The sequence below is a fragment of the Sediminibacterium roseum genome (assembly GCF_009939005.1).
Lineage (GTDB): Bacteria > Bacteroidota > Bacteroidia > Chitinophagales > Chitinophagaceae > Sediminibacterium > Sediminibacterium roseum.
The window spans coordinates 1-24,398 of sequence record NZ_JAACJS010000004.1; the positions used below are offsets into that span (position 1 = coordinate 1).

Annotated in this window: 25 protein-coding genes; 20 read left to right on the forward strand and 5 right to left on the reverse strand. The window is 39.1% G+C overall.

Annotated elements, in window-relative coordinates; translation table 11 throughout:
* Window positions 1-661: 661 nt before the first annotated feature.
* The 12 genes from GWC95_RS04620 (at window position 662) to GWC95_RS04670 (ending at window position 12,743) form a co-directional block, all read left to right on the forward strand.
* Window positions 662-1,600, forward strand: a complete 939-nt coding sequence (locus tag GWC95_RS04620; RefSeq protein ID WP_161817530.1) for a toprim domain-containing protein — start codon at window positions 662-664, stop codon at window positions 1,598-1,600.
* 120 nt (window positions 1,601-1,720) lie between these two features.
* Window positions 1,721-2,101, forward strand: coding sequence for a plasmid mobilization protein (locus GWC95_RS04625; RefSeq protein ID WP_160843303.1), 381 nt, complete (start codon window positions 1,721-1,723; stop codon window positions 2,099-2,101).
* The gene (locus tag GWC95_RS04630; protein ID WP_161817531.1) at window positions 2,098-3,024 is read left to right on the forward strand and encodes a relaxase/mobilization nuclease domain-containing protein; all 927 of its coding nucleotides are present in this window, start codon (window positions 2,098-2,100) and stop codon (window positions 3,022-3,024) included. The genes GWC95_RS04625 and GWC95_RS04630 overlap by 4 nt, the downstream gene beginning before the upstream one ends.
* Window positions 3,025-3,126: 102 nt before the next feature.
* Window positions 3,127-3,684, forward strand: coding sequence for a hypothetical protein (locus GWC95_RS04635; RefSeq protein ID WP_161817532.1), 558 nt, complete (start codon window positions 3,127-3,129; stop codon window positions 3,682-3,684).
* Window positions 3,685-3,856: 172 nt separating this feature from the next.
* The gene (locus GWC95_RS04640; protein WP_161817533.1) at window positions 3,857-4,678 is read left to right on the forward strand and encodes a type IV toxin-antitoxin system AbiEi family antitoxin domain-containing protein; all 822 of its coding nucleotides are present in this window, start codon (window positions 3,857-3,859) and stop codon (window positions 4,676-4,678) included.
* On the forward strand, window positions 4,675-5,478 hold the full coding sequence (locus tag GWC95_RS04645; protein ID WP_161817534.1) for a nucleotidyl transferase AbiEii/AbiGii toxin family protein: 804 nt from the start codon (window positions 4,675-4,677) through the stop codon (window positions 5,476-5,478). The genes GWC95_RS04640 and GWC95_RS04645 overlap by 4 nt, the downstream gene beginning before the upstream one ends.
* A gap of 7 nt (window positions 5,479-5,485) precedes the next feature.
* On the forward strand, window positions 5,486-7,879 hold the full coding sequence (gene hsdR, locus GWC95_RS04650; protein ID WP_161817535.1) for an EcoAI/FtnUII family type I restriction enzme subunit R: 2,394 nt from the start codon (window positions 5,486-5,488) through the stop codon (window positions 7,877-7,879).
* Window positions 7,880-7,882: 3 nt separating this feature from the next.
* Entirely contained in the window at window positions 7,883-8,257 is a 375-nt protein-coding gene (locus GWC95_RS19585) for a hypothetical protein (RefSeq protein WP_202409372.1), read from the forward strand.
* Window positions 8,254-9,684, forward strand: coding sequence for a class I SAM-dependent DNA methyltransferase (locus GWC95_RS04655; protein ID WP_160843297.1), 1,431 nt, complete (start codon window positions 8,254-8,256; stop codon window positions 9,682-9,684). Before GWC95_RS19585 ends, GWC95_RS04655 begins: the two co-directional genes overlap by 4 nt.
* Window positions 9,665-11,746 carry a restriction endonuclease subunit S gene (locus GWC95_RS04660; RefSeq protein WP_160843296.1) on the forward strand — a complete coding sequence of 694 codons (2,082 nt, stop codon included), beginning with the start codon at window positions 9,665-9,667 and terminating at the stop codon, window positions 11,744-11,746. Before GWC95_RS04655 ends, GWC95_RS04660 begins: the two co-directional genes overlap by 20 nt.
* Before the next feature lies 1 nt (window position 11,747).
* A complete protein-coding gene (locus GWC95_RS04665) occupies window positions 11,748-12,296 on the forward strand; it encodes a hypothetical protein (RefSeq protein ID WP_161817536.1) in 549 nt (182 codons plus the stop codon).
* Between the two features lie 138 nt (window positions 12,297-12,434).
* On the forward strand, window positions 12,435-12,743 hold the full coding sequence (locus tag GWC95_RS04670; protein ID WP_161817537.1) for a hypothetical protein: 309 nt from the start codon (window positions 12,435-12,437) through the stop codon (window positions 12,741-12,743).
* Between the two features lie 14 nt (window positions 12,744-12,757).
* Here the strand turns inward: GWC95_RS04670 and GWC95_RS04675 are convergent, their stop codons facing one another.
* On the reverse strand, window positions 12,758-13,471 hold the full coding sequence (locus GWC95_RS04675; protein ID WP_202409370.1) for a hypothetical protein: 714 nt from the start codon (window positions 13,469-13,471) through the stop codon (window positions 12,758-12,760).
* Between the two features lie 656 nt (window positions 13,472-14,127).
* Between GWC95_RS04675 and GWC95_RS04680 the strand changes: the two genes are divergently transcribed.
* Both GWC95_RS04680 and GWC95_RS04685 read left to right on the forward strand, forming a co-directional pair.
* Window positions 14,128-15,459, forward strand: a complete 1,332-nt coding sequence (locus GWC95_RS04680; protein ID WP_161817538.1) for a site-specific integrase — start codon at window positions 14,128-14,130, stop codon at window positions 15,457-15,459.
* 4 nt (window positions 15,460-15,463) lie between these two features.
* Window positions 15,464-16,399, forward strand: a complete 936-nt coding sequence (locus GWC95_RS04685) for a hypothetical protein (protein WP_161817539.1) — start codon at window positions 15,464-15,466, stop codon at window positions 16,397-16,399.
* A 33-nt stretch (window positions 16,400-16,432) separates the two neighbouring features.
* On the opposite strand, the gene GWC95_RS04690 is transcribed toward GWC95_RS04685, so the two are convergent.
* A complete protein-coding gene (locus tag GWC95_RS04690) occupies window positions 16,433-17,572 on the reverse strand; it encodes an ATP-binding protein (protein WP_161817540.1) in 1,140 nt (379 codons plus the stop codon).
* 124 nt (window positions 17,573-17,696) lie between these two features.
* Window positions 17,697-18,371 (reverse strand): metal-dependent transcriptional regulator, encoded by a 675-nt coding sequence (locus GWC95_RS04695; protein ID WP_161817541.1) that lies wholly within the window; start codon window positions 18,369-18,371, stop codon window positions 17,697-17,699.
* 100 nt (window positions 18,372-18,471) lie between these two features.
* Between GWC95_RS04695 and GWC95_RS04700 the strand changes: the two genes are divergently transcribed.
* From GWC95_RS04700 to GWC95_RS04715, 4 genes are all read left to right on the forward strand, one after another.
* On the forward strand, window positions 18,472-19,674 hold the full coding sequence (locus tag GWC95_RS04700) for a di-heme oxidoredictase family protein (RefSeq protein ID WP_161817542.1): 1,203 nt from the start codon (window positions 18,472-18,474) through the stop codon (window positions 19,672-19,674).
* A gap of 8 nt (window positions 19,675-19,682) precedes the next feature.
* Window positions 19,683-20,132 carry a QcrA and Rieske domain-containing protein gene (locus tag GWC95_RS04705; protein ID WP_161817543.1) on the forward strand — a complete coding sequence of 150 codons (450 nt, stop codon included), beginning with the start codon at window positions 19,683-19,685 and terminating at the stop codon, window positions 20,130-20,132.
* Window positions 20,129-21,355: a hypothetical protein gene (locus tag GWC95_RS04710; RefSeq protein ID WP_161817544.1), complete on the forward strand. Its 1,227-nt coding sequence runs from the start codon at window positions 20,129-20,131 to the stop codon at window positions 21,353-21,355. The genes GWC95_RS04705 and GWC95_RS04710 overlap by 4 nt, the downstream gene beginning before the upstream one ends.
* 163 nt (window positions 21,356-21,518) lie before the next feature.
* Window positions 21,519-21,965, forward strand: coding sequence for a hypothetical protein (locus GWC95_RS04715; protein WP_161817545.1), 447 nt, complete (start codon window positions 21,519-21,521; stop codon window positions 21,963-21,965).
* A gap of 105 nt (window positions 21,966-22,070) precedes the next feature.
* On the opposite strand, the gene GWC95_RS04720 is transcribed toward GWC95_RS04715, so the two are convergent.
* Together GWC95_RS04720 and GWC95_RS04725 are read right to left on the reverse strand one after the other, a co-directional pair.
* Window positions 22,071-22,373: a hypothetical protein gene (locus GWC95_RS04720; protein WP_161817546.1), complete on the reverse strand. Its 303-nt coding sequence runs from the start codon at window positions 22,371-22,373 to the stop codon at window positions 22,071-22,073.
* Between the two features lie 81 nt (window positions 22,374-22,454).
* Entirely contained in the window at window positions 22,455-23,003 is a 549-nt protein-coding gene (locus GWC95_RS04725) for an HXXEE domain-containing protein (RefSeq protein ID WP_161817547.1), read from the reverse strand.
* 133 nt (window positions 23,004-23,136) lie between these two features.
* Here GWC95_RS04725 and GWC95_RS04730 point away from each other — a divergent pair, with 133 nt between their 5' ends.
* A complete protein-coding gene (locus tag GWC95_RS04730; protein WP_161817548.1) occupies window positions 23,137-23,775 on the forward strand; it encodes a hypothetical protein in 639 nt (212 codons plus the stop codon).
* 5 nt (window positions 23,776-23,780) lie between these two features.
* Entirely contained in the window at window positions 23,781-24,392 is a 612-nt protein-coding gene (locus tag GWC95_RS04735) for a hypothetical protein (protein WP_161817549.1), read from the forward strand.
* The last annotated feature ends 6 nt before the right edge of the window (window positions 24,393-24,398 follow it).

The window sequence follows — 24,398 nt, forward strand, 5'->3', positions numbered from 1 at the left end:
CGAGGGAACGATCCCTAAGCGGTGGAAGAAATACAAAAGAGCAACTGAATCAATAGAAACGTAATTTAGTGTAAAGAAAATACCAGGATTATCTACTAACAGTGTAAGGTTTTTTCAGGACGAGTCATGGTCTTTTCCTGCCTTTCTACAGGTTCTTCAGACTTGCCATTATATTTTCTTAGGCTAGAGTCAAACTGCTGGTGTAAAATGTCCTGTTCAATTTGTGAGGCTACCTTTTTGCCTTCACAAGATTGGCCTTGTTGTACAGAGAGAGGTTGAGGGAATATCTTTCTCCCTGAAATCTCCACCTTAACCTTAACCGTGTTCTGTAATTTTCAATGCTTACAGTTCCTTTTGGATTTTTGATACCCATTTGATACCCAATTTTGAGGTGAGAGGGTCTGCAAGGATCATTTTAGCACTTCCAAAATATTTGAGAGGATAGGGTTTATTCTGAAGCCAGAATAGCTATAAACCCCTAATATGATTGACTATAGCACAAAAAAAAGACCCTTCATTTCTGAAGAGTCTAAAGTCGCCCTGCCTGTACAAATTTCGAACTTATTCTTAATGGATTTAAAGCGGCTCGCAAGCATTGCGGTTTAATAACCCGTGCTTGCAGCCGCTTTTCTATTGCATAACCCAATAAAGAAATAAGTATATGGAAAAGCTCACATGCAGCGGGGCAAAGCAGATTGATCTGGTCGATTATCTCGCCTCGTTAGGGCATCAGCCCCAAAAAGTAACCAATCAGGATTACTGGTATCTCTCGCCATTAAGAGAGGAGAAAACACCTTCTTTTAAGGTAAACCGTAAACTAAACATGTGGTATGACCATGCTACAGGTAAAGGCGGCAACTTGATAAACTTCGGCACGCAGTATTTCAAATGTAGCGTTGCCGATTTATTGCGACGGTTATCAGGACGGGCAGTGCCTACTTTTTCTTTTCACCCGCAACAGCAAACAAGCCAGTCGCACAATATCCAAAATCTCTCTGCTGGTGAAAAGAAAGAAAACCCTGAAAGTAAAATCGTCATTTTGGGGAGCCGGGTACTGGCGGATAAATCATTACTGGACTACCTGCAAAAACGGAACATACCGCAGGACATTGCGAGCCGGTTCTGCCGGGAGGTGGACTTTCTTTTGTACGGCAAAAAGCAAACGGTCATCGGTTTTCAGAACAACGCCGGAGGTTATGAGCTAAGAAGCCAAAACTTCAAGGGCAGCAGTTCGCCAAAGGACACCACTTTTATAGATAACGGAAGTAAGTTATTAGATGTATTTGAAGGCTTTTTCAACTACCTGTCCTACCGGACTATGATCCATAAAGCGGGAGAACCCCTGACAAATTTTCTGGTGCTCAATTCCCTTTCCTTCTTTGAAAAGTCACGCAACCTGATGGAAAATCATGAGCAGGTAAACCTTTATCTGGACAGGGACAAGGCAGGCATTAATTGCACTCAGGAAGCCTTAAAGTGGAACCAGTATCTGTACAAAGACCAGAGCCATTTATACAGCAATCATAAGGACTTAAACGATTGGTTTGTGAAAAAGCAGCCGGACATAAAGCAAGGTCAGAAGATTGGAAGGTCTTTTTGACGTTTTGGGTAGCCAGCTATGTTTTGGTAAAACCAAAACGCTGGCTCACCTCATGCTATCGCATTCGATGAGGGATTTTTTTCATGCTATCGCATTCAAAAAATAAAGAGGAGGAAGATTATGGAGGAGCAGAATGTTATTACAAAGAACAAAGGCGGCAGACCTAAAAAAGCCGTTAAAAAAGACCAGCTCATGGCAATTAAATGCACGCTCTACGAGCGCAAGGTAATTGAGGCCAGAGCCAAAAGTGCCAACCTTTCCGTTTCGGAATACCTGCGGGAAATCGGGCTGACCGGAAAAATTGACAGGCGGGATAAGGCATTGCCAAAGGAAGTTTTAAACCTTACAGCTGCGCTCAACCACATGGGTGCCAACCTTAACCAGATCGCTAAAAAGCGGAATGGTACGGATGAATTAAGCCCGTTGGAGCGTGCAGAATTAAAGGTACAGTCAGGCCAGCTAAAAGAGATTGCAGTACAGATTAAAAGCTATTTACAATGATAGGGCATGTATCAATAGGGGCGTCTTTTTATCACTGTATCAGCTACTGTCTGGAAGATAAAAAGGAACTGTCCGAGCAGCAGAAACAGGAGCTTTCCATGCAGGATCATTTGCAGCACAGGGAACGTGCGGAAGTACTGGAATACAATAAGTGCTTTGGCAATAAGCATGAACTGACCCAGCAGTTTAAGGACGTTCAGAAATTAAGCAGGCGGGTCGAGAAACCTGTACTGCATTTATCCCTGCGGCTGGCTCCGGGCGAAACGCTGACCAAAGAGCAGCTTATGGAAATTGGCAGGGCTTGCGCCGCAGCGTTTGGCGTGGCAGAGAACCAGTATATCTGCGTGCTGCACAAGGACACCAAAGAGCAGCATATCCATATTGCAGCTAACCGTGTAGGGTTTGACGGTAAGGTTGCCAGCGACAGCAACAGTTATAAACGCATGGCCAGCCTTTGCCGGAGCTTGGAGAAGCAATACAACTTGCAAGAGGTATTAAGTCCCCGTGCGTTTCTTTCACCAAAGGACAGGCTATTGCCTCGCCACGACCAGCGCAAGAAACGGTTAAAGGAGGATATCCGGCAGACCTTAGAGAAAGTAAGCCTCTATTCCGCCTTTGAAAAGCAGATGCAGGCATTGGGCTATAAGGTTATCAAAGGCAGGGGTATTTCCTTTATCGACGATAAAAAAGTAAAGATTAAGGGCAGCGCGGTTGGTTTTTCGTTGTCAAAGATTGATAGGATTTTAAGTATCAAGCAGCAACTGGAAATAAACAAGGCCAAGCAGCAAAGACAGGCAGACGGTAATAAACCATCCATGACTTACTTAAAAGCATCGGTGCAGGAGCATAAACAGGAAGTACAAGAATCCTTTGGAATGATTGAAAAACAGCTTTCCAGCATCTTATACGAATTACTAACCTGAATACGAGGTGGATTATATCAATCCTGAACTTATCAAAGAGGCTAAGAAAAAAGGTAAAAGGCCAACAATACAAGTAAACAGATAATATTAAAACGCATTATTATGGACACTACAGGAAAAAATGAACAGATCGAAAAAGAAACATTGGGATTGGTGCTGGAAGAATTTGCCCAGGAACAGAAAACCACCAATCAAACCATTAACAATCTCGTAGCTGCCGTTAATTCTATCGGTAGCAAGGTTGATAATTTTACGCAAGAACTGGATAATCCTAAATCCGTTTCGGTAACAACCGATACCAAGCCCATTCAACAGATTGTGCAAAACGGCTTTGCTGATGTAAAGCTAATGATCGGCACACAACCGAAAAGTATTGTCAGGAAATTCCAGATACTCCTATTTCCTGAGCAGGATGCCAAGCTGTTTTACAAAGTGGTTTTCAGCCGTTGGTTTTTGTGGCTGACTATTATGCTCTTTCTCACCAATCTTTATAAGTGGGGTATCCATTACAGTGACAACCAGAAGGAGATCAAGCTGGAACAGATTGAAAACGACCGCATAAGGAAGTCGTGGAACTATATATATAATAATAATGGCAAAGAAGTAAAAAAGCTGATGGAGAAGGCTTATGTCAATTCAGAAAGTTCTGAAGGAGAATAATTGCAGAGAATTGCAAATACAGTGTATTCGCAATTAAAATTACGTTCCGTAGCTATTTAGTCAGCTTTATCCTGACTAAATAGCTACCTTTACAAAAAAAATAGCTCTATTTGTATATCAGTAAGATTATTTTTCATATCATTGTAGTCAGGTTTAACCTGACCATTCAACTATGAGAAATAAGTATATCTCTACGCAATCTAATGAACTTCTCTCATATTTTAATGAACAGGACAGGTTTTGCTTTGGTTATGCAGAGGCTTTTAAAGCTTTACCTGAATCAAGCGAAAGCGCAGTAAAGGAATTACTCAGTGATATGACCAAAAGGGGGCTTTTAATGCGCTTAAAAGAGGGAGTTTATTATATTATACCCTACGAACAGGATGCTGAAACATTTATGCCCGACTGGCACCTAATACCGGAATTTATTGTAAAAGATGCCCAATATTATATTGGCTACTATTCTGCGTTGCAAATTCATAATTTGATTACACAGCCATCACTAAAGGAGCAAATTGTAGTTTCCAAACAGCTTAGGCCTTCAGTAATTAAGATTAAAAACGTTCCCTTTCAGTTTATATACCATAATCCGGATCACTTCTTTGGTATGAAAAAGATTTGGATTGACAACTTTCATAAAGTGCAATGCTCAGATCTTGAAAAGACAGTAATCGACTGCCTTTTTAAGCCTGATTATGCAGGAGGCATCGTTGAAATTGCAAGAGCAATCGGTATTTCTGCAAATCAAATTAAATTTGACAAGCTGCTGGAATACGCTAAAAGGTTTAATTCACAGGCGGTTATTAAGCGGCTTGGCTTTCTCTTGGAGCTGTTAGAAATTAATAATCCGATTATAGAAAAATTATTAAAAGAAAAGACGGCCTCTTATGTTTTATTAGATACTGAACTACCTAAGTCAGGAAAAATGATAAGCAGGTGGGGCATTCAGCAAAATCTGGAAACAGAAACTATTAAATCAGCTATTTACACATGATTAAGCCCGGAGAAATACAGCAAAAAGCAAGAGAAGTCGGTGTTCGTGACCAGCAGATAGAGAAAGACTATATTCTTTCCTGGATATTAAAAGGTGTGTCTCAACATGACCAGCTTTCAAACATCATGGCATTCAAAGGTGGAACTGTATTAAAGAAAATCTATTTTCCCGACTACAGGTTTTCAGAAGACCTTGATTTCACATTGTTGAACAACGAAATTACCAATGAGCAAATATTTGCATGGTTTAAAGAAGCATTTGAATATATCCGGGACGAAGCAAATATTCCCCTTGACATAATCGATAATAATGAGCATGAAGATGGTGGAATAAACTTCTATATCAGTTATGTAGGGCCATTGGGTGGACAAGGCAATAATAAACGGGTAAAAGTAGATATTTCAAGAAGCGAAAAACTTGAATTTAAACCTGTCTTAAACGCTGCTTTTATTGATTATACTGATTTAGAAGAATATGATCTGCTATGTTATCCACTCGAAGAAGTATTGATCGAAAAGCTACGCTCTGTAATGCAGCGTATGGCAGCAAGGGATTTCTACGATATCTGGTATTTATTGGTCGAGCATGGAATGGAAGCTGATTTTTACTTAGATGAGTTCAAGAAGAAATGCGCAAGCAAAGGATTAAACGCCGCTGATTTTCCTAAGAAATTAGTGGAACGTCTGCCGCAATATAAAGGCCGTTGGAAAAGCTCCATGAGTGAACAGATAAAAGACTTACCTGAATTTGACAAAGTAGAAAGAGAGGCTCTGAGACAACTAAAACAAATTAAGCTGTGACGATATCATGAACAAAAAGACTTTATCGGAAAGAGATATTTGTACCAAGTTTATCACCCCTGCACTTGAAAAAGCAGGTTGGGACAAACACGTTCAGCTATTAGAGGAAGTGTCTTTCACTGATGGTAAAATCTTTGTTCGGGGTAAATTGACAGCAAGAGGAAAAGGGAAAAGAGCTGACTATATTCTTTATTACAAGCCGAATATTCCCATTGCCATTATTGAAGCGAAAGACAACAGTCATTCCATAAGATCAGGTATTCAGCAGGCGTTAGACTACGCTAAAATATTAGATATTCCTTGCGTATTCAGCAGTAATGGAGATGGGTTTTTATTTCACGATCGTACGGCAACGGACGGAAATATTGAAACTGACATTGGTTTAGACGAGTTTCCAACTCCCGAACACCTTTGGAAGAAATACAAAAAGTATAAAGGCATTGAAACACCTCAAGCAGAGAAAATAGTTTCACAAGACTATTACTTTGATGGTAGTAACCGCAAACCAAGATACTATCAACAAATTGCTGTAAACAGAACAGTTGAAGCCATTGCCAATGGGCAGAACAGGATTTTGCTGGTTATGGCAACAGGAACAGGAAAAACTTATACCGCTTTTCAAATCATCCATCGACTTTGGAAAAGCGGAGCAAAAAAACGCATTCTTTTTTTAGCAGACCGAAATGCCTTAATCGACCAAACACGCAGAGGAGACTTCAAACATTTCAAGGATAAAATGACTGTCGTAAAACATAGGCAGATCGATAAGAGTTTTGAAATTTACTTGGCACTTTATCAAGGACTTTCAGGAACAGATGAAGCGGCCAATGTTTACAAACAATTTTCAAGGGATTTCTTCGACCTGATTGTAATTGACGAATGCCATAGAGGAAGTGCAAAGGACGACAGCAGTTGGAGGGAGATTTTAACCTATTTTCAAAAGGCTACACATATAGGTTTGACCGCAACACCAAAGGAAACTAGCGAAGCGAGTAATTCAGAATATTTTGGCGATCCTGTTTATACCTATTCTTTGAGACAAGGGATTGATGACGGTTTCTTGGCCCCCTATCGTGTGGTGCGTATTGCATTGAATGTAGATACAGAAGGTTGGCGCCCAGAGCAAGGAAAAACCGACAAAGATGGAAACGAAATTGAAGACCGAATTTATAACCGGAGGGACTTTGATAAAAATTTAGTAATTGAAGAAAGAACAAATACCGTTGCAAAAAAACTAAGTGAGTTTTTGAAGGGTTACGACCGTTTTGCAAAAACCATTGTGTTTTGTGTGGACATTGACCACGCTGAACGTATGCGAACCGCATTATCAAGACATAACGCGGACTTGGTTGTCGAGAATTACAAATATGTAATGCAGATTACAGGTGACAATGGCGAGGGGAAACGAGAGTTGGACAACTTCATCAATCCCGAAGAAAAATATCCTGTTATTGCAACTACTTCCGAGTTGATGACCACGGGTGTAGATGCTCAAACTTGTAAAGTGATTGTGTTGGATTCCAATATCAATTCAATGACCAAGTTCAAACAGATCATCGGTAGAGGTACAAGAATTAATGAGGAATATGGGAAACTGTATTTTACCATTTTAGATTTCAGAAATGCAACAGACCTTTTTGCTGACCCTCAATTTGATGGTGACCCAATAAGAATCAAACCTGTTACAGAGGCAACTGACTTAGGAGATATTATTGACGAAGAGGAAGAAAACGCAGAACCAATCATCGATATCGAAACAGGGGAAGAAATCGAAGTTACTCCACCAGAAATTCGTTATCCTGAACAAGAATTTCCGCCATCAACTGTAAATGAACCAAGGCGAAAGGTCTATGTAAATGGTGTTGATGTTTCGGTTTTGATTAGTCGGGAATTACATTTTGACCAACATGGAAAACCCATCACAACAAGTCTTAAAGACCACACCAAGGAAATCATCAAAGAGCAGTTTTCCTCCTTAGATGATTTTCTAAACAAGTGGAAAGGTTCAGATCGAAAAGAAGCAATCATTGCGGAATTGGTAGAACAAGGTGTAATGGTGGAAGCATTGTATGAAGCCGTTGACAAGCAAGTAGATTTATTTGATTTAATCTGCCACGTTGCGTATGACCAGCCACCAATGACAAGAAAGGAAAGAGCAAACGGAGTGAAAAAACGTAACTACTTTACCAAATATGGCGACCAAGCTCGAAAAGTATTAGAAGCGTTACTCGACAAATATGCTGATCAAGGCATCGAAAACATTGAGAATATTCAAATCTTAACTGTTCCACCCATAAATGAGTTTGGTTCGGTAACTGAAATCATCAAAGCGTTTGGTAGTCGTGAAGAGTACGAAAGAGCCATCAAAGAATTAGAAAACGAACTATATAATATAGCATAATTTATGAACGAAAGAGTAAGAACATATTTAGTTGAAATTGCTCGTAGTGGTAAAACAATTACATACCAGGAATTATCAGACCAATGTAAACTTGGTTTAGTAATGAGAGAATCTGAATATGCTAGAGCTGAAATCGGCAGAATATTAGGTGAGATTTCTGTTTACGAACATGAGAATGGCAGACCACTCATCAGTTCATTGGTAATTAGTAAAGGAGACAATTATCAAGGAGATGGTTTTTACAAATTAAGCGAGGAATTAGGATTTGGAAATTGGAAGAAATTAAAGGCTGACATATCTTTTGAAATTGGTCAAATGAATGCCTGTTATGATTTCTGGAAAGACAATACCAATTATTCAAAATATAAATTGAAATGAGCAACATAGGAGGAATAATAAAATCAATCAGAGATATTTTCCGAAAAGATCCGGGCTTGAGCGGTGATGCACAACGCATAGAACAGTTGGGCTGGATGATATTTCTAAAACTTTTTGATGATAAAGACAAGGAGAAGGAAATACTTGAACCTAATTACAAATCACCTATTCCTGCGGAATTGCAATGGCGAAATTGGGCGGAAAATGATGAAGGCATTACAGGAGATGAACTGATTGCTTTTGTGAACAACAAGTTATTTTCCCAACTGAAAAATCTAACTATTGGCTTAGATGATAAATTAGGGGTCATTATCCGCAATATTTTTGACGGAACTAACAACTACATGAAAAGCGGAACAACGTTTCGTCAGGCCATTAACAAACTCAATGAAATTGATTTTAATAGTAGTAAAGAGCATCATATTTTTAATGCCATTTACGAAGACATATTACAAGGACTTGCTACAAAAAAAGACACGGGCGAGTTTTATACCCCACGAGCAGTAACCCAGTTTATCGTGGATATGGTAAACCCTAAACTGGGCGAAAAGATTAGCGACCCAGCTTGTGGAACAGCAGGATTTTTGGTTTGTGCTATTGAACATTTGCGAAAACAAGTAAAAAATATTGGTGACCAAAAAACCTTACAGGAAACTGTAACAGGTACAGAGCTAAAGCCTTTACCATTTATGCTGAGTGTGGTAAACCTGATTACCCACGATATTGAAGTACCGCAAATTGTAAATACGGATGCACTCAGCAGGGAATATACTTCGATAAAACAAGCTGATCGTGTAGATATAATTGTGGCAAATCCACCCTTTGGTGGTGTGGTAGGTGATGGAATGGAAACCAATTTTCCTTTGAATTACCGTACAAAAGAAAGTGCCGACCTCTTTTTAATTCTGTTTATCCAAATGCTGAAAGATGGCGGACGAGCGGGAATTGTATTGCCCGATGGCAGTTTAACAGGCGATGGCGTAAAACAAAGGGTAAGACAGAAATTATTGGAAGACTGTAATGTTCATACCATTGTTCGATTACCCCAATCAGTGTTTGCCCCTTATGCCACCGTAAACACCAACCTGATTTTCTTTGAAAAGGGTAAGCCTACCAAAGAGATTTGGTATTACGAGCATACTTTGCCTGATGGCTATAAAGCATATAGCAAGACAAAACCCATACAGATTTCCGAATTTGATGAAACTAAGAAGTGGTGGAACAAAAGAACAGAACACGAATTTGCTTACAAGGTTTCAATTGACGCCATAATTGAAAGAGGTTACGATCTGGATGTAAAAAACCCTAACAAGATTGTTGAAGAAATAAGTTATGAGCGCCATGAAATAATTGAAACGATTAAGAAAAATCAAAACCGAATTACAGAACTGATAACCGAATTGGACAATGAGCCGCTTGAATTTTGACTATGTTCCTCTTACGTTTATCAATGACCAAGAGGAAATAAAAAAGCAAATACGAAACACTTTAATTCTCATTCACTTGTTTGAGAAATATAACAATCCTGTTCGATTAGAAAAGTTAATCGAAGGCACACAATACGGTTACAATGCCTCTGCTTTACAATCAGGTAAGAATAATTTTTTGCGAATAAGCGATATTCATGAAAGCAAGGTAAATTGGGAAACAGTTCCTTATTGTAATTGCGATGATGAAGAAACTTATCTGCTTAAAAAAGATGATATTTTAATTGCACGTACAGGCGGAACAACAGGAAAGAGTTTTAAAATAGATAATCCACCTGCGCATTCCATTTATGCGGGCTACTTGATAAGGATTAGAGCAAAGCAGAAAGTAAACCCTGATTACATCTATTTGTTTTTACACAGCTTCGCCTATTGGAGCCAAATTGTAAACCTTAACGAGAGAAACTTCAGACCAAAAGCAAATGCTGAAAATCTAAAATCATTGATTTTACCCGATTGCCCAACTGAAATTCAAAATGATGCTGTTAAAATTTCAAACGGTGAATTGGTAAAGGGTTATGAAGACCTTTATTCTGCAATAAAAAAGGCATTGATAGAATATGATAAAACACAGGAAGTTCAAAAATTGCTTTGCGACCAGCTCACTCAACTCGAAAACCTTAACCAAGCGATTTTACAAGAAGCGGTGCGGGGAAAATTGGTAAAACAAGACAAAGAAGACGAACTTGCAAGCGAATTGCTCAAACGCATCAAAGCAGAGAAAGCCAAATCAGGCAAGAAAGAAAAATTATTGCCACCTATTAAACCCGAAGAAATTCTGTTTGACATTCCTGAAAATTGGGTGTGGTGCAGATTAGGGGAAATTGCAGATTCTACTTCTGGCGGAACCCCAGACAGAAGTAATACTACTTATTGGAAGGGAAATATAAGTTGGCTTAAATCAGGAGAATTAACTGATAGCTTTATATTGAATGAGTCAGAGGAGAAAATAACAGAGGAAGGCTTTAAAAACTCTTCAACAAAACTATTTCCTAAAGGCACATTGTTGATAGCATTATACGGTGCAACAGCAGGTAAACTTGGTATCTTGAATTTTGAAAGTACAACGAATCAGGCAGTTTGTGGTATTTTTGAAAATATATTTTATGAAACCAAATACCTATTCTATTATTTGTGGGCATTCAGAAATAAAATAATCGAAGATTCTTGGGGACAAGCACAACCGAACATTAGCCAAACCTATTTAAAAAATTTCGCATTAGCATTACCCCCACTATCCCAACAAAAACGTATAGTGGCAGAAATTGAAAAGCAATTAGCCAAAACAAAACAATTAAAAGAACACATCATTGCCAACCAACAAGCCACCGAGCAATTGCTCAAAGCATTACTGCATCAGGCGTTTGAGGTTGAAAATAAAAATGCAGATAAAAAACCAGTAGAACAAACTAAAGGGAAAGTAATTGAACTAAAGCCAACTAACGTAGATTATTACCGCAGAACAGTTCTTGCAGCAGAAATAGTATGGCAATTACATAAAGAGCCAACGTTAGGCCATTTGAAATTACAAAAGCTAATCTATCTCTGTCAAAAATCAGCGGATATGCAATTGCCAACTAATTTTCTTCGTCAGGCAATGGGGCCTTATGATAACAGATTAATGCGTTCCATTGATAAGCAATTAAAGGAGAAGAAATGGTTTGAATATCAAAAAGACCAGGTTTTAAAATATCAGCCATTAGAAAAAGCAGGGCAACACCACAATGATTTCCTGAAATACTTTTCAGCAGAAAGCGATAGCATCCAGTTTATCATCGATAAGTTTAAAACTATAAAATCTGATATTGTGGAGATTGTGGCAACGCTTTACGCATGTATGGATAATATGCTGCAAGAAAACGTGATTTTTTCGGAAGCATTGCTTATTCAGCGGTTTTATGGCTGGTCGGAGGAAAAGAAGAAATTTAGTGAAGACCAGATAAAAAGGGTATTTTCTCGAATGAAAGAAACAGGCATCATCCCCAGAGGTTTCAATATATAAAATGGAAAAGGATAGCAATTTCATCTTAACAGGAAAAGCCGTCGAAAGATATTTCGACCTGAATGACGCATTGATGGAGTTCCATAATCTTTTTACTTATGAAAGTAAAGACGATAGAGCCATTGCCATATTGGGAGGTACTTTTTTGGAAATGATATTAGAACATATCCTTTACGCCTTTTTCCCCGAAGACGATAAAGAAGTGGGAGAAATGATGCAATTTAATCAGCCTTTAGGGAACTTTAGCAACAAAATCAAAATGTGCTATTGTTTAGGGTTGATTGATAAAATTATTAAAGACGATCTGAACTTGATAAGAAAAATACGCAACGAGTTTGCCCGCGATTTATACGCCTCGTTTGAAAGTGATAGAATCAAAAGCTGGTGTTTACAGCTTAAGTGGCATAAAATAATTGTTACACCGTACCCACCATCAGATGCTACGCCAAAAGATTATTTCCAAGTTGGAGTTAATAGTCTCATAACGCATTTGAACGGGTGCGTGTCTATTGCAAGAAACGATAAACGCATCATAAAGGATAACTTTTAAATCAAATGGTATGGCTAACTTCTGGAAACAACATGGCATTCCGCACAAAGGTTGGACTTTGGTAGATGTTATTGATGTTAGGGAAGACGGTCAGTCAACAACTTTTATCAATTTTTAAATAGTGAGGTTGACAGCTACTTGAATGGTCGAGCATTTTGTCCATTTGCAGTTTGTGGCGGTGTAAGAGTCAAGATTGAAGAAATTGCTTATAATAAACTGCAAAATCAAGCGGCACAAACTGAATTTTTAACAACAAAAAAGACAAGATCTAAATTAGAAAAGGCAGAAGAAATGGGAGTGGTTTCACTTGAATCACATTATCTGCTTGGGATAATTTATAACGAAGGGATGCACTGGAAAGACGGTTTTGATAATGTGTCGCCGATTGCATCCAAACTGGAAAATTTGACTATTAAGAAGTTGATTAAGGATGTCTTTACCACTTAGCCTAAAATATCTATTTATTTATCATTTTTTAGGTTCGCTAAACATTTTTTAACCTGTTCCTTTATTTCACCAGCATCATTTTTAGGATAATATTTTTGCAGGTACTCTGTAAATGAAGTTTGCGTATCGCCAGTTTCCCATTCCATAACCGTAAGGCTGAGCATAGGCCATTTTTTTGTCTGCTGCATAAATCCATATAACGGTAAATACGGTGGCGCATAATACAGTGAATTTTCGACCAGTTCCTCATAAAGGGGTTTTGTAAACGCCCGTTTCATATCCCGTACCACATCATACGCAATGCGGTACCTGCTGCCTTCCCGGATAGCTACAGCAAAGGCAGGCATACCCTTATCCTGAAAGAAGGTGTACATATAGTCAGTAAAGCCTTCCTCTGTAACATCGCACAGATCCCTGCTGTAAAAGGCGTATTCCTGTTTGAACATGTCTAACGAAAAATCGTCAGGATGCTTGTTGATGATAAAATCAATGACTTCGTTTTCTTTGGCTGTTATTTCCCCAATAGAGGGGCCACGGCTCAATCCGGCAGCAGACAAGAAATACCTGGACTTTGAAAAAAGCTCAAAATAGTAGCTTTTGAAAAAGATAGTCTTGCGCTCAAAGGTCACCTGAACGTATAAAGGATAAGTTTGCTGGCCATGCAGGTACACCTGCTTTAGCCGGTCGTTAAGGTAGGTTTTGTAACTAACTTTATACACTTTGCTCATTTGCCCTTACTTACTGGTTTTTAGCTTTCTTATGCCACTACATATATTTTGCCTATGGTCAAACTGCATCAAATTTAATCAAATGCGATAGTGTATTTATATATTATCTCAATCTCCTGACAAAGATAATAAAAAAAGTTTTGGTAAAACATAAACTATCAAAACAATTTGCTATCTTAGCTTTCTGAAAGGTGTCCTTCTGCACGAAGGTTTTGTGTGAATGATTTAATGAAGAGGTGCAATGGAAAAATTAAAACCAGAGCAGGCGGTAGAACTGCTGCGCAGATATAGAAAAGAAACGGGAAGTAATTAGTTCGATGTTCCCTGAAAAATTGCATTTTGAGAATAGTTCACTTCGAACTGGCAGATTAAATGAAGCTGTTAAATTTATTTACATGATAGACAGCAATTTAGGCGGAAATAAAAAAGGACAAGCCAAAAATAAATTTGACTTGTCCTGTAAAGTCGGGAAGACAGGAATCGAACCGCCTTGTTTTATTTAATTATTTTTAATTTATATATGTACTTAACTAACTGATCTTAACCTAATTTAATATTTCAAAAGTTAAATATAACTAAAATAATAGTTATCTAAATTAAGAAAATCTGTCCGAAATCTGTCCGAAATAGGTTCGATTCCTCATAACTTTGAACCTATGGCATTCATCAATTATTATCTGGACAAACCCTTTTCACAAGAGGTAGCAAAAGAGAAAGTAAAACAAGTTGTCGCAGACTGTTCTGCTGGTAATAAACCATATCCAAAGAATATTTTAAACGATAAGCCCACCGCACTTTACCTGTTTTTTACATTTGAAAGAGGATCAAGAATTAAAATAAAGACCAACTTCCGGATATTACCGGAACAGTGGGACTTTAAGAAGGGCAAATATAAAAGCACTACCCGTGGGAGCCTGGAATTAAACAACGAACTGGATACTTTATCTAATACACTTCTTAAACAATTCAGTAAACTGAAGGATGATGACCAGGCAGCATTGGATCTATCTGCAATTCAGAAAATGCTTAGCACCGCTATCAATGGTAAAACTACGGCAAAGGCAAATTCACTTACTAAGGCAAGAGCCGATTTTCAAATAAAAAAACAACGCGTATTAACAGAAGGTACACTCAAAGAATACCGGACCATCTTTAAGAGTCTGGATGATTATGAGGATACCAAAAAAGTTATATTAACCTTCCAGAGTTTTAACCAGACATTCTTCAATGATTATGAGAAATTCCTTTTAGGAAAAGAAAATCCTTATAAAGAAGAAAGGGGGTTATTAAATGACACGATAGCCAAATATTGTGCTACGCTGAAATCTTTTTTGCAATGGGCTTATGAAAATAAATATCACAGCAATGCGGCGGGATTTACCAAGATCAAAACCCAGATCAAGCGAAAAAGTAAAAATGAAATTGTAGCACTAACAGAGGATGAGTTGTTTAAAATTCTCAATTTTGATCTTTCCGAAAATCAAAAACTTGAAAGAGTGCGTGATCTATTTTGCTTTGGCTGCTTTACCGGCCAGCGTTTCTCCGACATCATGCGATTCAATCCAGATGATTTCGATGGTAAGAAATGGAACTTCGTTTCTATTAAAACAAAGAAGAATACCATTGTTCCCTTTACCGGTTTTATCGCGAACGCTTTGCCAATACTAAAAAAGTTCAATTACCTGTTCCCGGAAATCTCTAACCAGAAATTCAATGAATATTTAAAAGATATCGGTAAGCTTGTCAAGATTGATACACCCGTTCGCATAATCCGTTTTAGCGGTGTTACAGAAGTTCAGATCCGGCAGCCTAAACATGATTTCATGTCATCACACATGGCAAGGCGTACTTTTGTAACCTTGATGCTTGAAAAGGGTGTCCCTATGACGGTAATTCAAAAAATAACACAACATTCTGATATTAGAACCCTCCTGAAATATGAAGGTCATGGAGAAAATGCTTTATTTGAAAGTTTAAAAAATACCTGATCCTATGTCCATACGTAGCTTCCTGATGAATAGCATGGCATTCCGGAATATGATGCTGATTTCCGGGTATGAAAATAATTACAGCCGGAAAAAAGGAGCGTTCATCCCTTATTTTAATTATGTAATTGGTCCTTATCAGCAAGAGAGTTTCCTGCTTAATTTTCCAAAGGAGCCTTATGCAGAACAGTATTATAATTTCATTTTTACCAAGTTGTTTGCCTATAATGCTGCGGATGCAATCCGGTATATAAGTACGCATTATGATCTCTATCCTGATCAACCGGCCTTTCTAAATTTTCTTCAGCTTGAACTGCGGCACCGGATTGATCGTTTGGGAACTAATTCCAAAACATCCAACATTATCAAGTGGCGATCAATTATGAACCTGAGCCTGGAATGGGTCGAAAAGAAAATAAATGATGTTAGCGACTCACGTAAACAATTAATGTATAATCAGTTTGTGCGTAACGATTTAACGGTGCTTGTAAAAAATGAATTGCAAGGGTCGAATAATTCTAATGCATTTGATGATGCGCATTTAGATAGGCTGGCTGACAGAGTAAGCGAAAAAGTACAACCTATTGTTGAAAAGATCATGGATCAGGTTGATGGCAGATTGGCTGACCAACAACAAACAGGATCAATCAAACTTTCAAATATTCATTTGAAGGATAAGTTAATCGGGCTGTTCCAGGTATTAAAAGAATTGCAAAAGGAAGTTAAGTCCAAAGACACAAATAAGCACCAGCAGGGCGAACCCCTATTTACCAAAATGGATAATATTGATATCGCTCATTTATTACTCAATTTTGTGCCCTTCAATCAATCCAAAATAGAGGCTGCAGAAAAGCAATATTACAGGGTACGGGGAGATATAGACAGAGATGATCCAACCTATCAACAACTTAATAAGGCGTTGCAAAAGTACTTTTTTGGATAGTCCATTGTAACATTAACTATTTAAACCAACCATTCATATTTTACCTGTGATCCATTCCAGGTAATTGTCCTGATCGACAACAGCAAAGCTTGCTTCCGGGTATGCCTTAGCAAAGGCCACTGGCTTTTTCGCTTTTGCTGCTTTCCATTTACATTCAATGGCCTGTAATTGCCCATTATTCAATTCGATTAAATCGATTTCCTGGCCGTCATAAGTTCTCCAGAAAAAATACTGTGGTTGGTAGTTCCTGTAACTATTGTATTTTATCCGTTCGCTTAAAATATATTGTTCCCATAACTGGCCTATATCATTGCGCAGTTCCAAAGGATTGAAATTACCGATCAGCGCATTTCGGATACCGTTGTCAAAAAAATACCATTTCTTGCTTTTTGTAATTTCTTTGCGAAGGTTGTTGCTATATCCCGTTAATGGATAAATAATAAATACTTTACTTAACAGATCAAGATACCTCTCGACTGTTCCTTTATTTAGCTGCAGGTTGTTGGCTAATTCGACGGTACTAACCTGGCTTCCTATCTGCCATGCCAGCATTTGTAGCAACTTGTATAAAACATCAGCCCCTTTTATATTCTCCATCGTCAACAGGTCTTTTAAAAGGTAGCTGCTTACCATTTGTTTCAAATAGTTTTCCTGTTCCTGTGGTTTATCAATATGCCATAATTCCGGATAGCTTCCATGGATCAACCGTTGTTCCAGGTTTCTTACGGTAGTAAGGTAATCTTGCGTAGCCGAGAGTTCTACCTGCGCAATGGGATAAAGGTAATATACGAGGTTGCGCCCGACAAGAGGTTCACCGGTAGAATATACTAGGTCGAAGCTACTACTACCCGTTGCGATCACCGTTATACCTTTTACAGAATCGATCATTAGTTTTAAAATTTTGCCTATCTCCGGCACGACCTGCGCTTCATCTAAAACTATGATCTTTTTTCCTGCTGTTAGCTGCTTGTAATTAGCTACTGTTCTTTTTTGCAAAAGCTCAGCTACCTGCATATCCTCACCTTGCAGCAATAAGGCTTCATCGCCATATTTTTGGACAATATTTTCAATAATCGTCGTCTTTCCCGTACGGCGGGTACCGTACAGCATGATTACTTTCTGAAGGCCAATTTTGGCTTCTATTTGCTCCTGAATAACTCTGGAAATATCCATTTTTTGTAAATTAAGCTAATCAACTGTCGCAATTTACATTAATTAGGCTACTTAAATAGCCTAATTGATACTTTTTAATACTTAATGTCTTGCTAATATACCAGCCTTATCAAACTGATACTATTTAAAGAATTACCATGAGATTGTCCGCAAACTTCTTTGATACCGAAATGCTTACTTTCCTGGGCAAGCTTATGGCCATGGATCCATCAAAAGAGATCTTCTCCAATACCTTTATTTTAGTACCGATTCCAATATCAACCTGTTGTAAGTATTTAAGAAAAACAGCAGAACTATCGTTTACGCCAACTACCTCGCAGCTTTTATTAATTTGTACATCAGATAATGTAATTCTTTGACCTGCGTGTAGTTCACCATTTGCAGAAGGTATCGGGTCTCCGTGTGGGTCAAACTTCGGGAACCCCAAAAACCTTTCCAGCCTGGTGATTAATTCTTCTGATTGAATATGTTCCAGTTGTTCAGCTATTTCGTGAACCTCATCCCAGCCGAATTGTAATTTTTCATGCAGGAAAACTTCCCATAGCCTATGTTTTCTTATTACCAGAATTGCGAGCTGCTTGCCGGATTTGGTTAATTCAATCTTTCTGTACTTTTCATATGCTATCAGTTTCTTATCAGCAAGCTTCCTTAGCATATCTGTGACGGTAGACGGCTTGGTGGATAGCTGTTCCGCAATATGACTTGTAGATGTTTCCGGCGAGCCATGCTTTTGCGTAAGGGAATAAATGGCCTTAAGGTAATTTTCTTCCGTAAAACTCAAAAGAGTTGCAGACTTCATAACCGAAAGATACACCTAATTCTAAAACATAATTATTAGGCTCGTCTAAAAATATATTTTGGCATAACCAAATATATTTTACCTTTAGCCAAAATTACGGATGGGTAAAAGGCAAATTTTATTGATCACCATGTTACTGGGATCTGTTGTGGTCACGGTATCCTGCAATAAGCTATTGCCAGGCCTTCCCGCAGATGATAGTGTGCTGGACGGGCCTGTTGAAGGTCTGAGCGGCGAACAAAACCAGGCTTTCCTGCGTGGGGACATTGCCTTTAATGATGATATTTTCACCAGTTCTAATGGGCTGGGGCCAACCTTTGTAGCCACCTCCTGCGGTTCATGTCACGCGGGCGATGGAAAAGGACATCCCTTTACCACGCTCACACGTTTCGGACAGAGCGATACACTTGGAAACAAATTCTTACATCTGGGAGGCCCGCAATTACAATCGAGGGCCCTACCCGGCATTCAGCCTGAAACGATTCCAACAGGCGCAACTTTTTCCAGTTTTACACCTCCCGCCAATACGGGACTTGGATTACTGGAAGCGGTGCCTGATGCTACCCTTCTTGGTTTATCAGATGAACTGGATGCAGATGGCGACGGTATATCCGGAAGACCCAACTGGATACATATTCCCGTGTACTGTTTATCACGCCCAGGAACGATTGAGCGTAACGGAAGATATATTGGCCGCTTCGGTAAAAAAGCAGCAGTTTATGATCTTCAACAGCAAACAGCGAACGCATACAACCAGGATATGGGTGTGAACTCGTCCTATGAATCTTACAACACATATAATGGACTACAGATCGATCCGGAGATCTCCAATCAAAAAGTACTGGATGTGATCTTTTATCTGAAAACCCTCAAAGCGCCGATACAGCGGGATCAGAACAATGCGGATGTAATAGCGGGTAAACAGATTTTTACCAATATTTCATGTGGCAAATGCCATACACCGCAAATGCAAACAGGCCCTTCAACTATCGCAGCATTAGCTAATAAAACAATTTTTCCTTACACCGATCTCTTATTGCATGATATGGGACCATCGTTAAATGACGGTTATACTGAAGGAACAGCTATGCCAGCCGAATGGAGAACGCCTCCGCTTTGGGGATTGGGCCTATCAAAAAATTCGCAGGGCGGTAAAGTATTCCTGTTGCACGATGGAAGAGCGAAAAGTATCGAAGAAGCCGTTTCATTTCATGGTGGTGAAGCCTCACAGAGTAAAACTAAATTTCAACAGCTTAACGCGTCAGATAAAGCGAAACTGATACAGTTTTTAGAATCATTATAAAAAGAGAAATGGACAGGAAGGATTTTATCGTTAAAGCGTGCACGGCCTGCTTATCAATGACGGCTATGGCTTCTGTGCTTTCATCATGTGGCGTAACACATTTTATTGCGGGCAACATCAGCAACGATGGAGTAAGGATCAGTAAAAATGATTTCAATTTTAACCAGAAGGGAACACCGGCATACCGCTCTTTTATCATCATAAGAAATGATACGCTGCAATACCCCATCTATGTGTACCGTTTCAGCGACCAGGAATATTCTGCCTTGTGGATGCGTTGCACACACCAGGGAACAGAATTGCAGGCATCCGGCGATTCGCTGCAATGCCCTGCCCATGGAAGCGCCTTCAACAACAAGGGCATCGCTACCAATGGTCCCGCAGATAATTCCTTACGCAGTTTCCCCATACAGGTTACTAACAGCGACATATTCATCGACCTAAGAAAACAATCATGAAAAATCTCGCGATATTATTTCTGCTGGCTTTGAGTATTTGCAAAGGATTTGCGCAAATAGACCCGGTCCTGTTACGGAAACCTGTTACCGATACTTCAAGGATGTTATTGAATATGGATGCCGTGTACAACAGGCCGTTGCTCGCTGCCGGTAAGCTGCCTGTTTCGTTGGGAGGATATGTAGAAGCCAATTATCAATACCTGAATGAAAATGGTATCAGCGAGGGCCACCAGTTCCAGATGAGAAGGCTCACATTGTTTGTTGCCTCTTCCATTTCCAAAAGACTAAAATTTCTTTCCGAGATCGAATTCGAAGATGGAACCAAAGAGATCAATATAGAATTTGCATCTATCGATTTTGAACTGGCACCCCTTTTAAATTTCCGCGGTGGCGTGGTCATGAACCCCATCGGTTCTTTTAACCAGAACCACGATGGCCCCAAATGGGAATTTGTTGACCGTCCGATTTCTGCTACACAGATGCTGCCCGCTACCTGGAGTAATGTTGGATTCGGCGTATATGGAAAAAAATACAGCAAAGATTGGGTATATGGTTACGAACTTTATTTAACAAACGGGTTTGATGAAAGCATCATATCGAATGGGCAGAACAAAACTTATCTGCCTGCAGCAAAGGAAAACCCCGACAGGTTTGAAGAATCTTTTAATGGTGTGCCGTTGCTTACTGCAAAATTTGCCCTGCGTAACAACCGCATTGGAGAGATCGGACTTTCTTATATGGGTGGCGTTTACAATAAGTTCCAGGACGACGGCCTTATCCTCGACAAAAAAAGAAACGTAAATGTGTATGCGATTGATTTCAACACAACACTTTCCAAAACAAAAACATTCATCAATGGTGAATGGGCATGGGTTTCGGTAGATGTTCCCAACACCTATACTGCGCAGTTTGGGCGCGCGCAACAAGGTGGATTCCTGGATATTGTTCAACCCGTATATTCAAGATCACTTTTTGGTTTTGAAAAATCTGTTATCAACGCAGCGATCAGGTTAGAACATGTGGATTGGAATAAAGGAAAATTTATCTCAACTGGGGATAATATTGCAGATCATATTTATTCAGTTGTTTCCGCCATCAGCTGGCGGCCGACACCGCAAACAGTTTTCAGGTTTAACTATCGCTATAACTGGCAAACAGATCTTTTAGGTAATCCTCCATCCAGGCTGGCAGGATTTCAATTCGGATTCTCGACTTATTTTTAAGCCCTCTTATTAGGTGCCATATTGCAGCAATGGAAATTAGTCTTCGGGCTCGGTAGCCAAGAGTAATTTTTCCATTTTTTCTTTTATTTCCCACGCAGGTTAAAGTTCTTCGCAATTTTACAGTTATTTTTTTTACTATTACCTTGTTTTAGAAATCTACAGCATGCTTAAAAATATATTTTCGCTTTTTTTTATAGGATTAACTTTGGGCTTTCTGAATGCCTGCGATTCGCAGTATACTCAATTTGAGATCTTTCCGATTGATCCTGGCGGAAGTCATTTGACAGTCTCATCGGTTGATTCGCTTCCTGTTAAACATTTCTTCCTTGATGGACATATTGACCTACCAGACAGTGTAGAAGTCAGGAAGAAAATCCTTGCATACGTTTCATGGAATGAAAAAGAAACACTTACTAAAAACAAAGCGGTTGAATTGATGTTTTATATATCTCAAACAGGATTTAATAAAGATGCTAAAGCGGTGCACAACGATTTAAACAAAGTGCATGACCCGTACTTATCTCTCATTTATCGAAAAGGTAATTTGTACAGTTCTGCATTTTATGACGGCAAAAAAATGTTGGGTGTTTCTTATGAGATGTATAAATGATCCAGATTAGTATAGCTACGGATTTTAAAGCGCAATAGAAATTACATTACGGCGCAGGCGGCAAGAATTGACTTTCGGCAAAACTGTAGATTAAGTGATCTCATTTTACTCGACCCAATTCCATCCCCTAAGATTATAATATTTTTTGCGTGGGGTGGCATTCAATGGATCTATGCCATTCTTGCGGCAGATTCTAAAATGAATAATAGTTCCAGCTGCAATTAATACAAAAGGGAGAATAATTGCATAGTGGCCAATAATGTAATACAGCCCAAGGGTTATCGTATCGATCAGCAACCATTTCAGGAGTTTCTTCCAGGCAGGAGTTTCAATTTCAAATTTGGCAAAAAATGAATTTGCAAAAGCTTGTATGATGAGCAAAATAATTAATTCAAGTTCTATTCCCATTGTATGTCAATTTTAATTACCGTGTAACAGGGTGGTTTCCTCACTATTAAAAAATGAATCAACAATTGTTGATCACTTGGATCATTGATTTTTCCGTGAAAGCCTGTACATTCCCCACCAGGCAACAGGTGCGAGTAGCAAAACACTGGCCATCCCAGGGAAATATCCGTACGGTTGTCCGGTAAAAAAAGGAAAAATAAAATGGGCAAGCTCTGTAATTCCCATAGCCGCAAAAAATGTCCATGCTAAATAATAACCAAATGCATAACCCTTTTTTACAAGAACTGGAATGGTAATCCAGGCACCTACAGAAACCAGCACGAGCAGTATTACAGGCCACGAAGAAATAGCGGGTGTTTGAACGCCGGTAATATCCGAAAGACGGGCAAAAAAACCGTAAATCTTTTCTTCAACTCTATGTACGATGAATAAAGAAAATGATACCCAAAACGGAACACGTAGGGAAGCAAAGGATGGCTTTCCCGTTACGAAGATCCACAACAAATAACCGCCAAGAAAACCTGAGGTAAAAATCAACGCTGTCCAAAAACCAAAAGCAATATAGCCCAATAATAGAATTACTGCAGTAAATAGAAATGCGCCTATGACAGTAACAGTTTGCTGTTTCATGTGCAATCTAAATAGAGAATCAATGGGTAAAAGAGGCCTGATCTTTCGTAAAAATATTCTCAAATTTAAACCATTTGAACGGGACTAACATTGGTATATTTACAGATAGTAAATTTGTAAAAAAAACAATGCCATGATCCGGGGGCTTCTTGTATGTTTATATGTTGGCTTTTTGTTTTCCTGTCACGACACGTCGGACCACAACATTCATGGGCCTGAGCCGGATACTGCAGATATAAAAGCAAAAAATCAAAAGCCTGACACCTCGCATCACATTGGAACCATTATCGGTTTTACTGACAAGCTAACGCATGAGCTGAAAGATGCGGAAAAGGCAGTAAATACAGAGATTGCTTTTATCAAATTAATCACTATACATCGAAAGGCATTGATAGATATCGCAAATGTTGAGCTATCGGTAGGAGGCCGGGAAGGCCCAGTCGTGTTAGCAAGTGATATAATCTCACGCAGTTATAAATTAATTGGTGCTCTTTCCAAAATTGTAATCAAAGACACCAGTGTACAAAAGCCCCATCAACTTTTGTATAAAATTCCCATGTCGGAAAATGATTTTGAGAAAATGGCTCATTCAGGGTCAGATGATCAACTGTCTCTTGAAATGTCGGTCCTCATTGAAAAAAGTGAAATCATGATAGCCCGTTCGTACCTTAAGACAGGAAAGGACTCTTATCTTCGGGATATCGCTGTCAAGCTCATTAAAGACAACACTAATGAAATAGCAAAGCTTGCCTCGTTAAACACTATTAAATAAGTGCAATGCTTCAACTATTGATTAACACATGCCTGCTGGCTCTGATGCAGGCACTTATACCTAATCACTGGCTTCCTTTAGCCGCCTTAAGCAGGTCAGAAAACTGGACCCGGCAGCGCCTGGAGCTGATGGCATGTATATGTGCATGTGCGCATGTTATGGGTACTTTACTGTTGGGTATTTCATTTGGAATAGCGGGAACAAAACTCTCCCATACTTATGAGACATACCTTCACCTCGCCGCACCAATTGTTCTTATCCTGTTCGGCATTGCTTATTTCCTGGTTGCCAATAAAAATGAACGAAGAGATGAAAGTTATGAACAGGAAAAGCGCACAGGCAAGGCATGGATGGTGGGCATTTTCCTTATGATGCTGCTCTCTCCCTGCCTGGAAGTGCATGATCTTTTTATCGCGGCCGCGGATTATGGTTTTAATAATATCTTATTGCTCGCCATGTTTTATGCTATGGTTAATATTTCGGGGGTACTGCTGATAACGTTCCTGGCTAGCAAATGGTCTGGTAGGATTTACGCGAAGCATGGTAATACACGTCAAAAAAAAATAACGGCACTATTGCTTGTACTCGTAGGCGCAGCGAGTTTTTTTATTCATTGACGGTGT

Excerpts from the sequence above, each read along its gene's own strand:
- GWC95_RS04645 (WP_161817534.1), top strand. The coding sequence starts at position 4,675 with ATGATTAAGCCCGGAGAAATACAGCAAAAAGCAAGAGAAGTCGGTGTT.
- GWC95_RS04720 (WP_161817546.1), bottom strand. The coding sequence starts at position 22,373 with ATGGGAATAGAACTTGAATTAATTATTTTGCTCATCATACAAGCTTTT.
- GWC95_RS04725 (WP_161817547.1), bottom strand. The coding sequence starts at position 23,003 with ATGAAACAGCAAACTGTTACTGTCATAGGCGCATTTCTATTTACTGCA.
- GWC95_RS04660 (WP_160843296.1), top strand. The coding sequence starts at position 9,665 with ATGAGCCGCTTGAATTTTGACTATGTTCCTCTTACGTTTATCAATGAC.
- GWC95_RS04665 (WP_161817536.1), top strand. The coding sequence starts at position 11,748 with ATGGAAAAGGATAGCAATTTCATCTTAACAGGAAAAGCCGTCGAAAGA.
- GWC95_RS04625 (WP_160843303.1), top strand. The coding sequence starts at position 1,721 with ATGGAGGAGCAGAATGTTATTACAAAGAACAAAGGCGGCAGACCTAAA.
- GWC95_RS04730 (WP_161817548.1), top strand. The coding sequence starts at position 23,137 with ATGATCCGGGGGCTTCTTGTATGTTTATATGTTGGCTTTTTGTTTTCC.
- GWC95_RS04705 (WP_161817543.1), top strand. The coding sequence starts at position 19,683 with ATGGACAGGAAGGATTTTATCGTTAAAGCGTGCACGGCCTGCTTATCA.
- GWC95_RS04690 (WP_161817540.1), bottom strand. The coding sequence starts at position 17,572 with ATGGATATTTCCAGAGTTATTCAGGAGCAAATAGAAGCCAAAATTGGC.
- GWC95_RS04640 (WP_161817533.1), top strand. The coding sequence starts at position 3,857 with ATGAGAAATAAGTATATCTCTACGCAATCTAATGAACTTCTCTCATAT.
- GWC95_RS04655 (WP_160843297.1), top strand. The coding sequence starts at position 8,254 with ATGAGCAACATAGGAGGAATAATAAAATCAATCAGAGATATTTTCCGA.
- GWC95_RS04635 (WP_161817532.1), top strand. The coding sequence starts at position 3,127 with ATGGACACTACAGGAAAAAATGAACAGATCGAAAAAGAAACATTGGGA.
- GWC95_RS04675 (WP_202409370.1), bottom strand. The coding sequence starts at position 13,471 with ATGAGCAAAGTGTATAAAGTTAGTTACAAAACCTACCTTAACGACCGG.
- GWC95_RS04735 (WP_161817549.1), top strand. The coding sequence starts at position 23,781 with ATGCTTCAACTATTGATTAACACATGCCTGCTGGCTCTGATGCAGGCA.
- GWC95_RS04680 (WP_161817538.1), top strand. The coding sequence starts at position 14,128 with ATGGCATTCATCAATTATTATCTGGACAAACCCTTTTCACAAGAGGTA.
- GWC95_RS04710 (WP_161817544.1), top strand. The coding sequence starts at position 20,129 with ATGAAAAATCTCGCGATATTATTTCTGCTGGCTTTGAGTATTTGCAAA.
- GWC95_RS04685 (WP_161817539.1), top strand. The coding sequence starts at position 15,464 with ATGTCCATACGTAGCTTCCTGATGAATAGCATGGCATTCCGGAATATG.
- GWC95_RS04620 (WP_161817530.1), top strand. The coding sequence starts at position 662 with ATGGAAAAGCTCACATGCAGCGGGGCAAAGCAGATTGATCTGGTCGAT.
- GWC95_RS04700 (WP_161817542.1), top strand. The coding sequence starts at position 18,472 with ATGGGTAAAAGGCAAATTTTATTGATCACCATGTTACTGGGATCTGTT.
- GWC95_RS04715 (WP_161817545.1), top strand. The coding sequence starts at position 21,519 with ATGCTTAAAAATATATTTTCGCTTTTTTTTATAGGATTAACTTTGGGC.
- GWC95_RS04695 (WP_161817541.1), bottom strand. The coding sequence starts at position 18,371 with ATGAAGTCTGCAACTCTTTTGAGTTTTACGGAAGAAAATTACCTTAAG.
- GWC95_RS04630 (WP_161817531.1), top strand. The coding sequence starts at position 2,098 with ATGATAGGGCATGTATCAATAGGGGCGTCTTTTTATCACTGTATCAGC.
- GWC95_RS19585 (WP_202409372.1), top strand. The coding sequence starts at position 7,883 with ATGAACGAAAGAGTAAGAACATATTTAGTTGAAATTGCTCGTAGTGGT.
- hsdR (WP_161817535.1), top strand. The coding sequence starts at position 5,486 with ATGAACAAAAAGACTTTATCGGAAAGAGATATTTGTACCAAGTTTATC.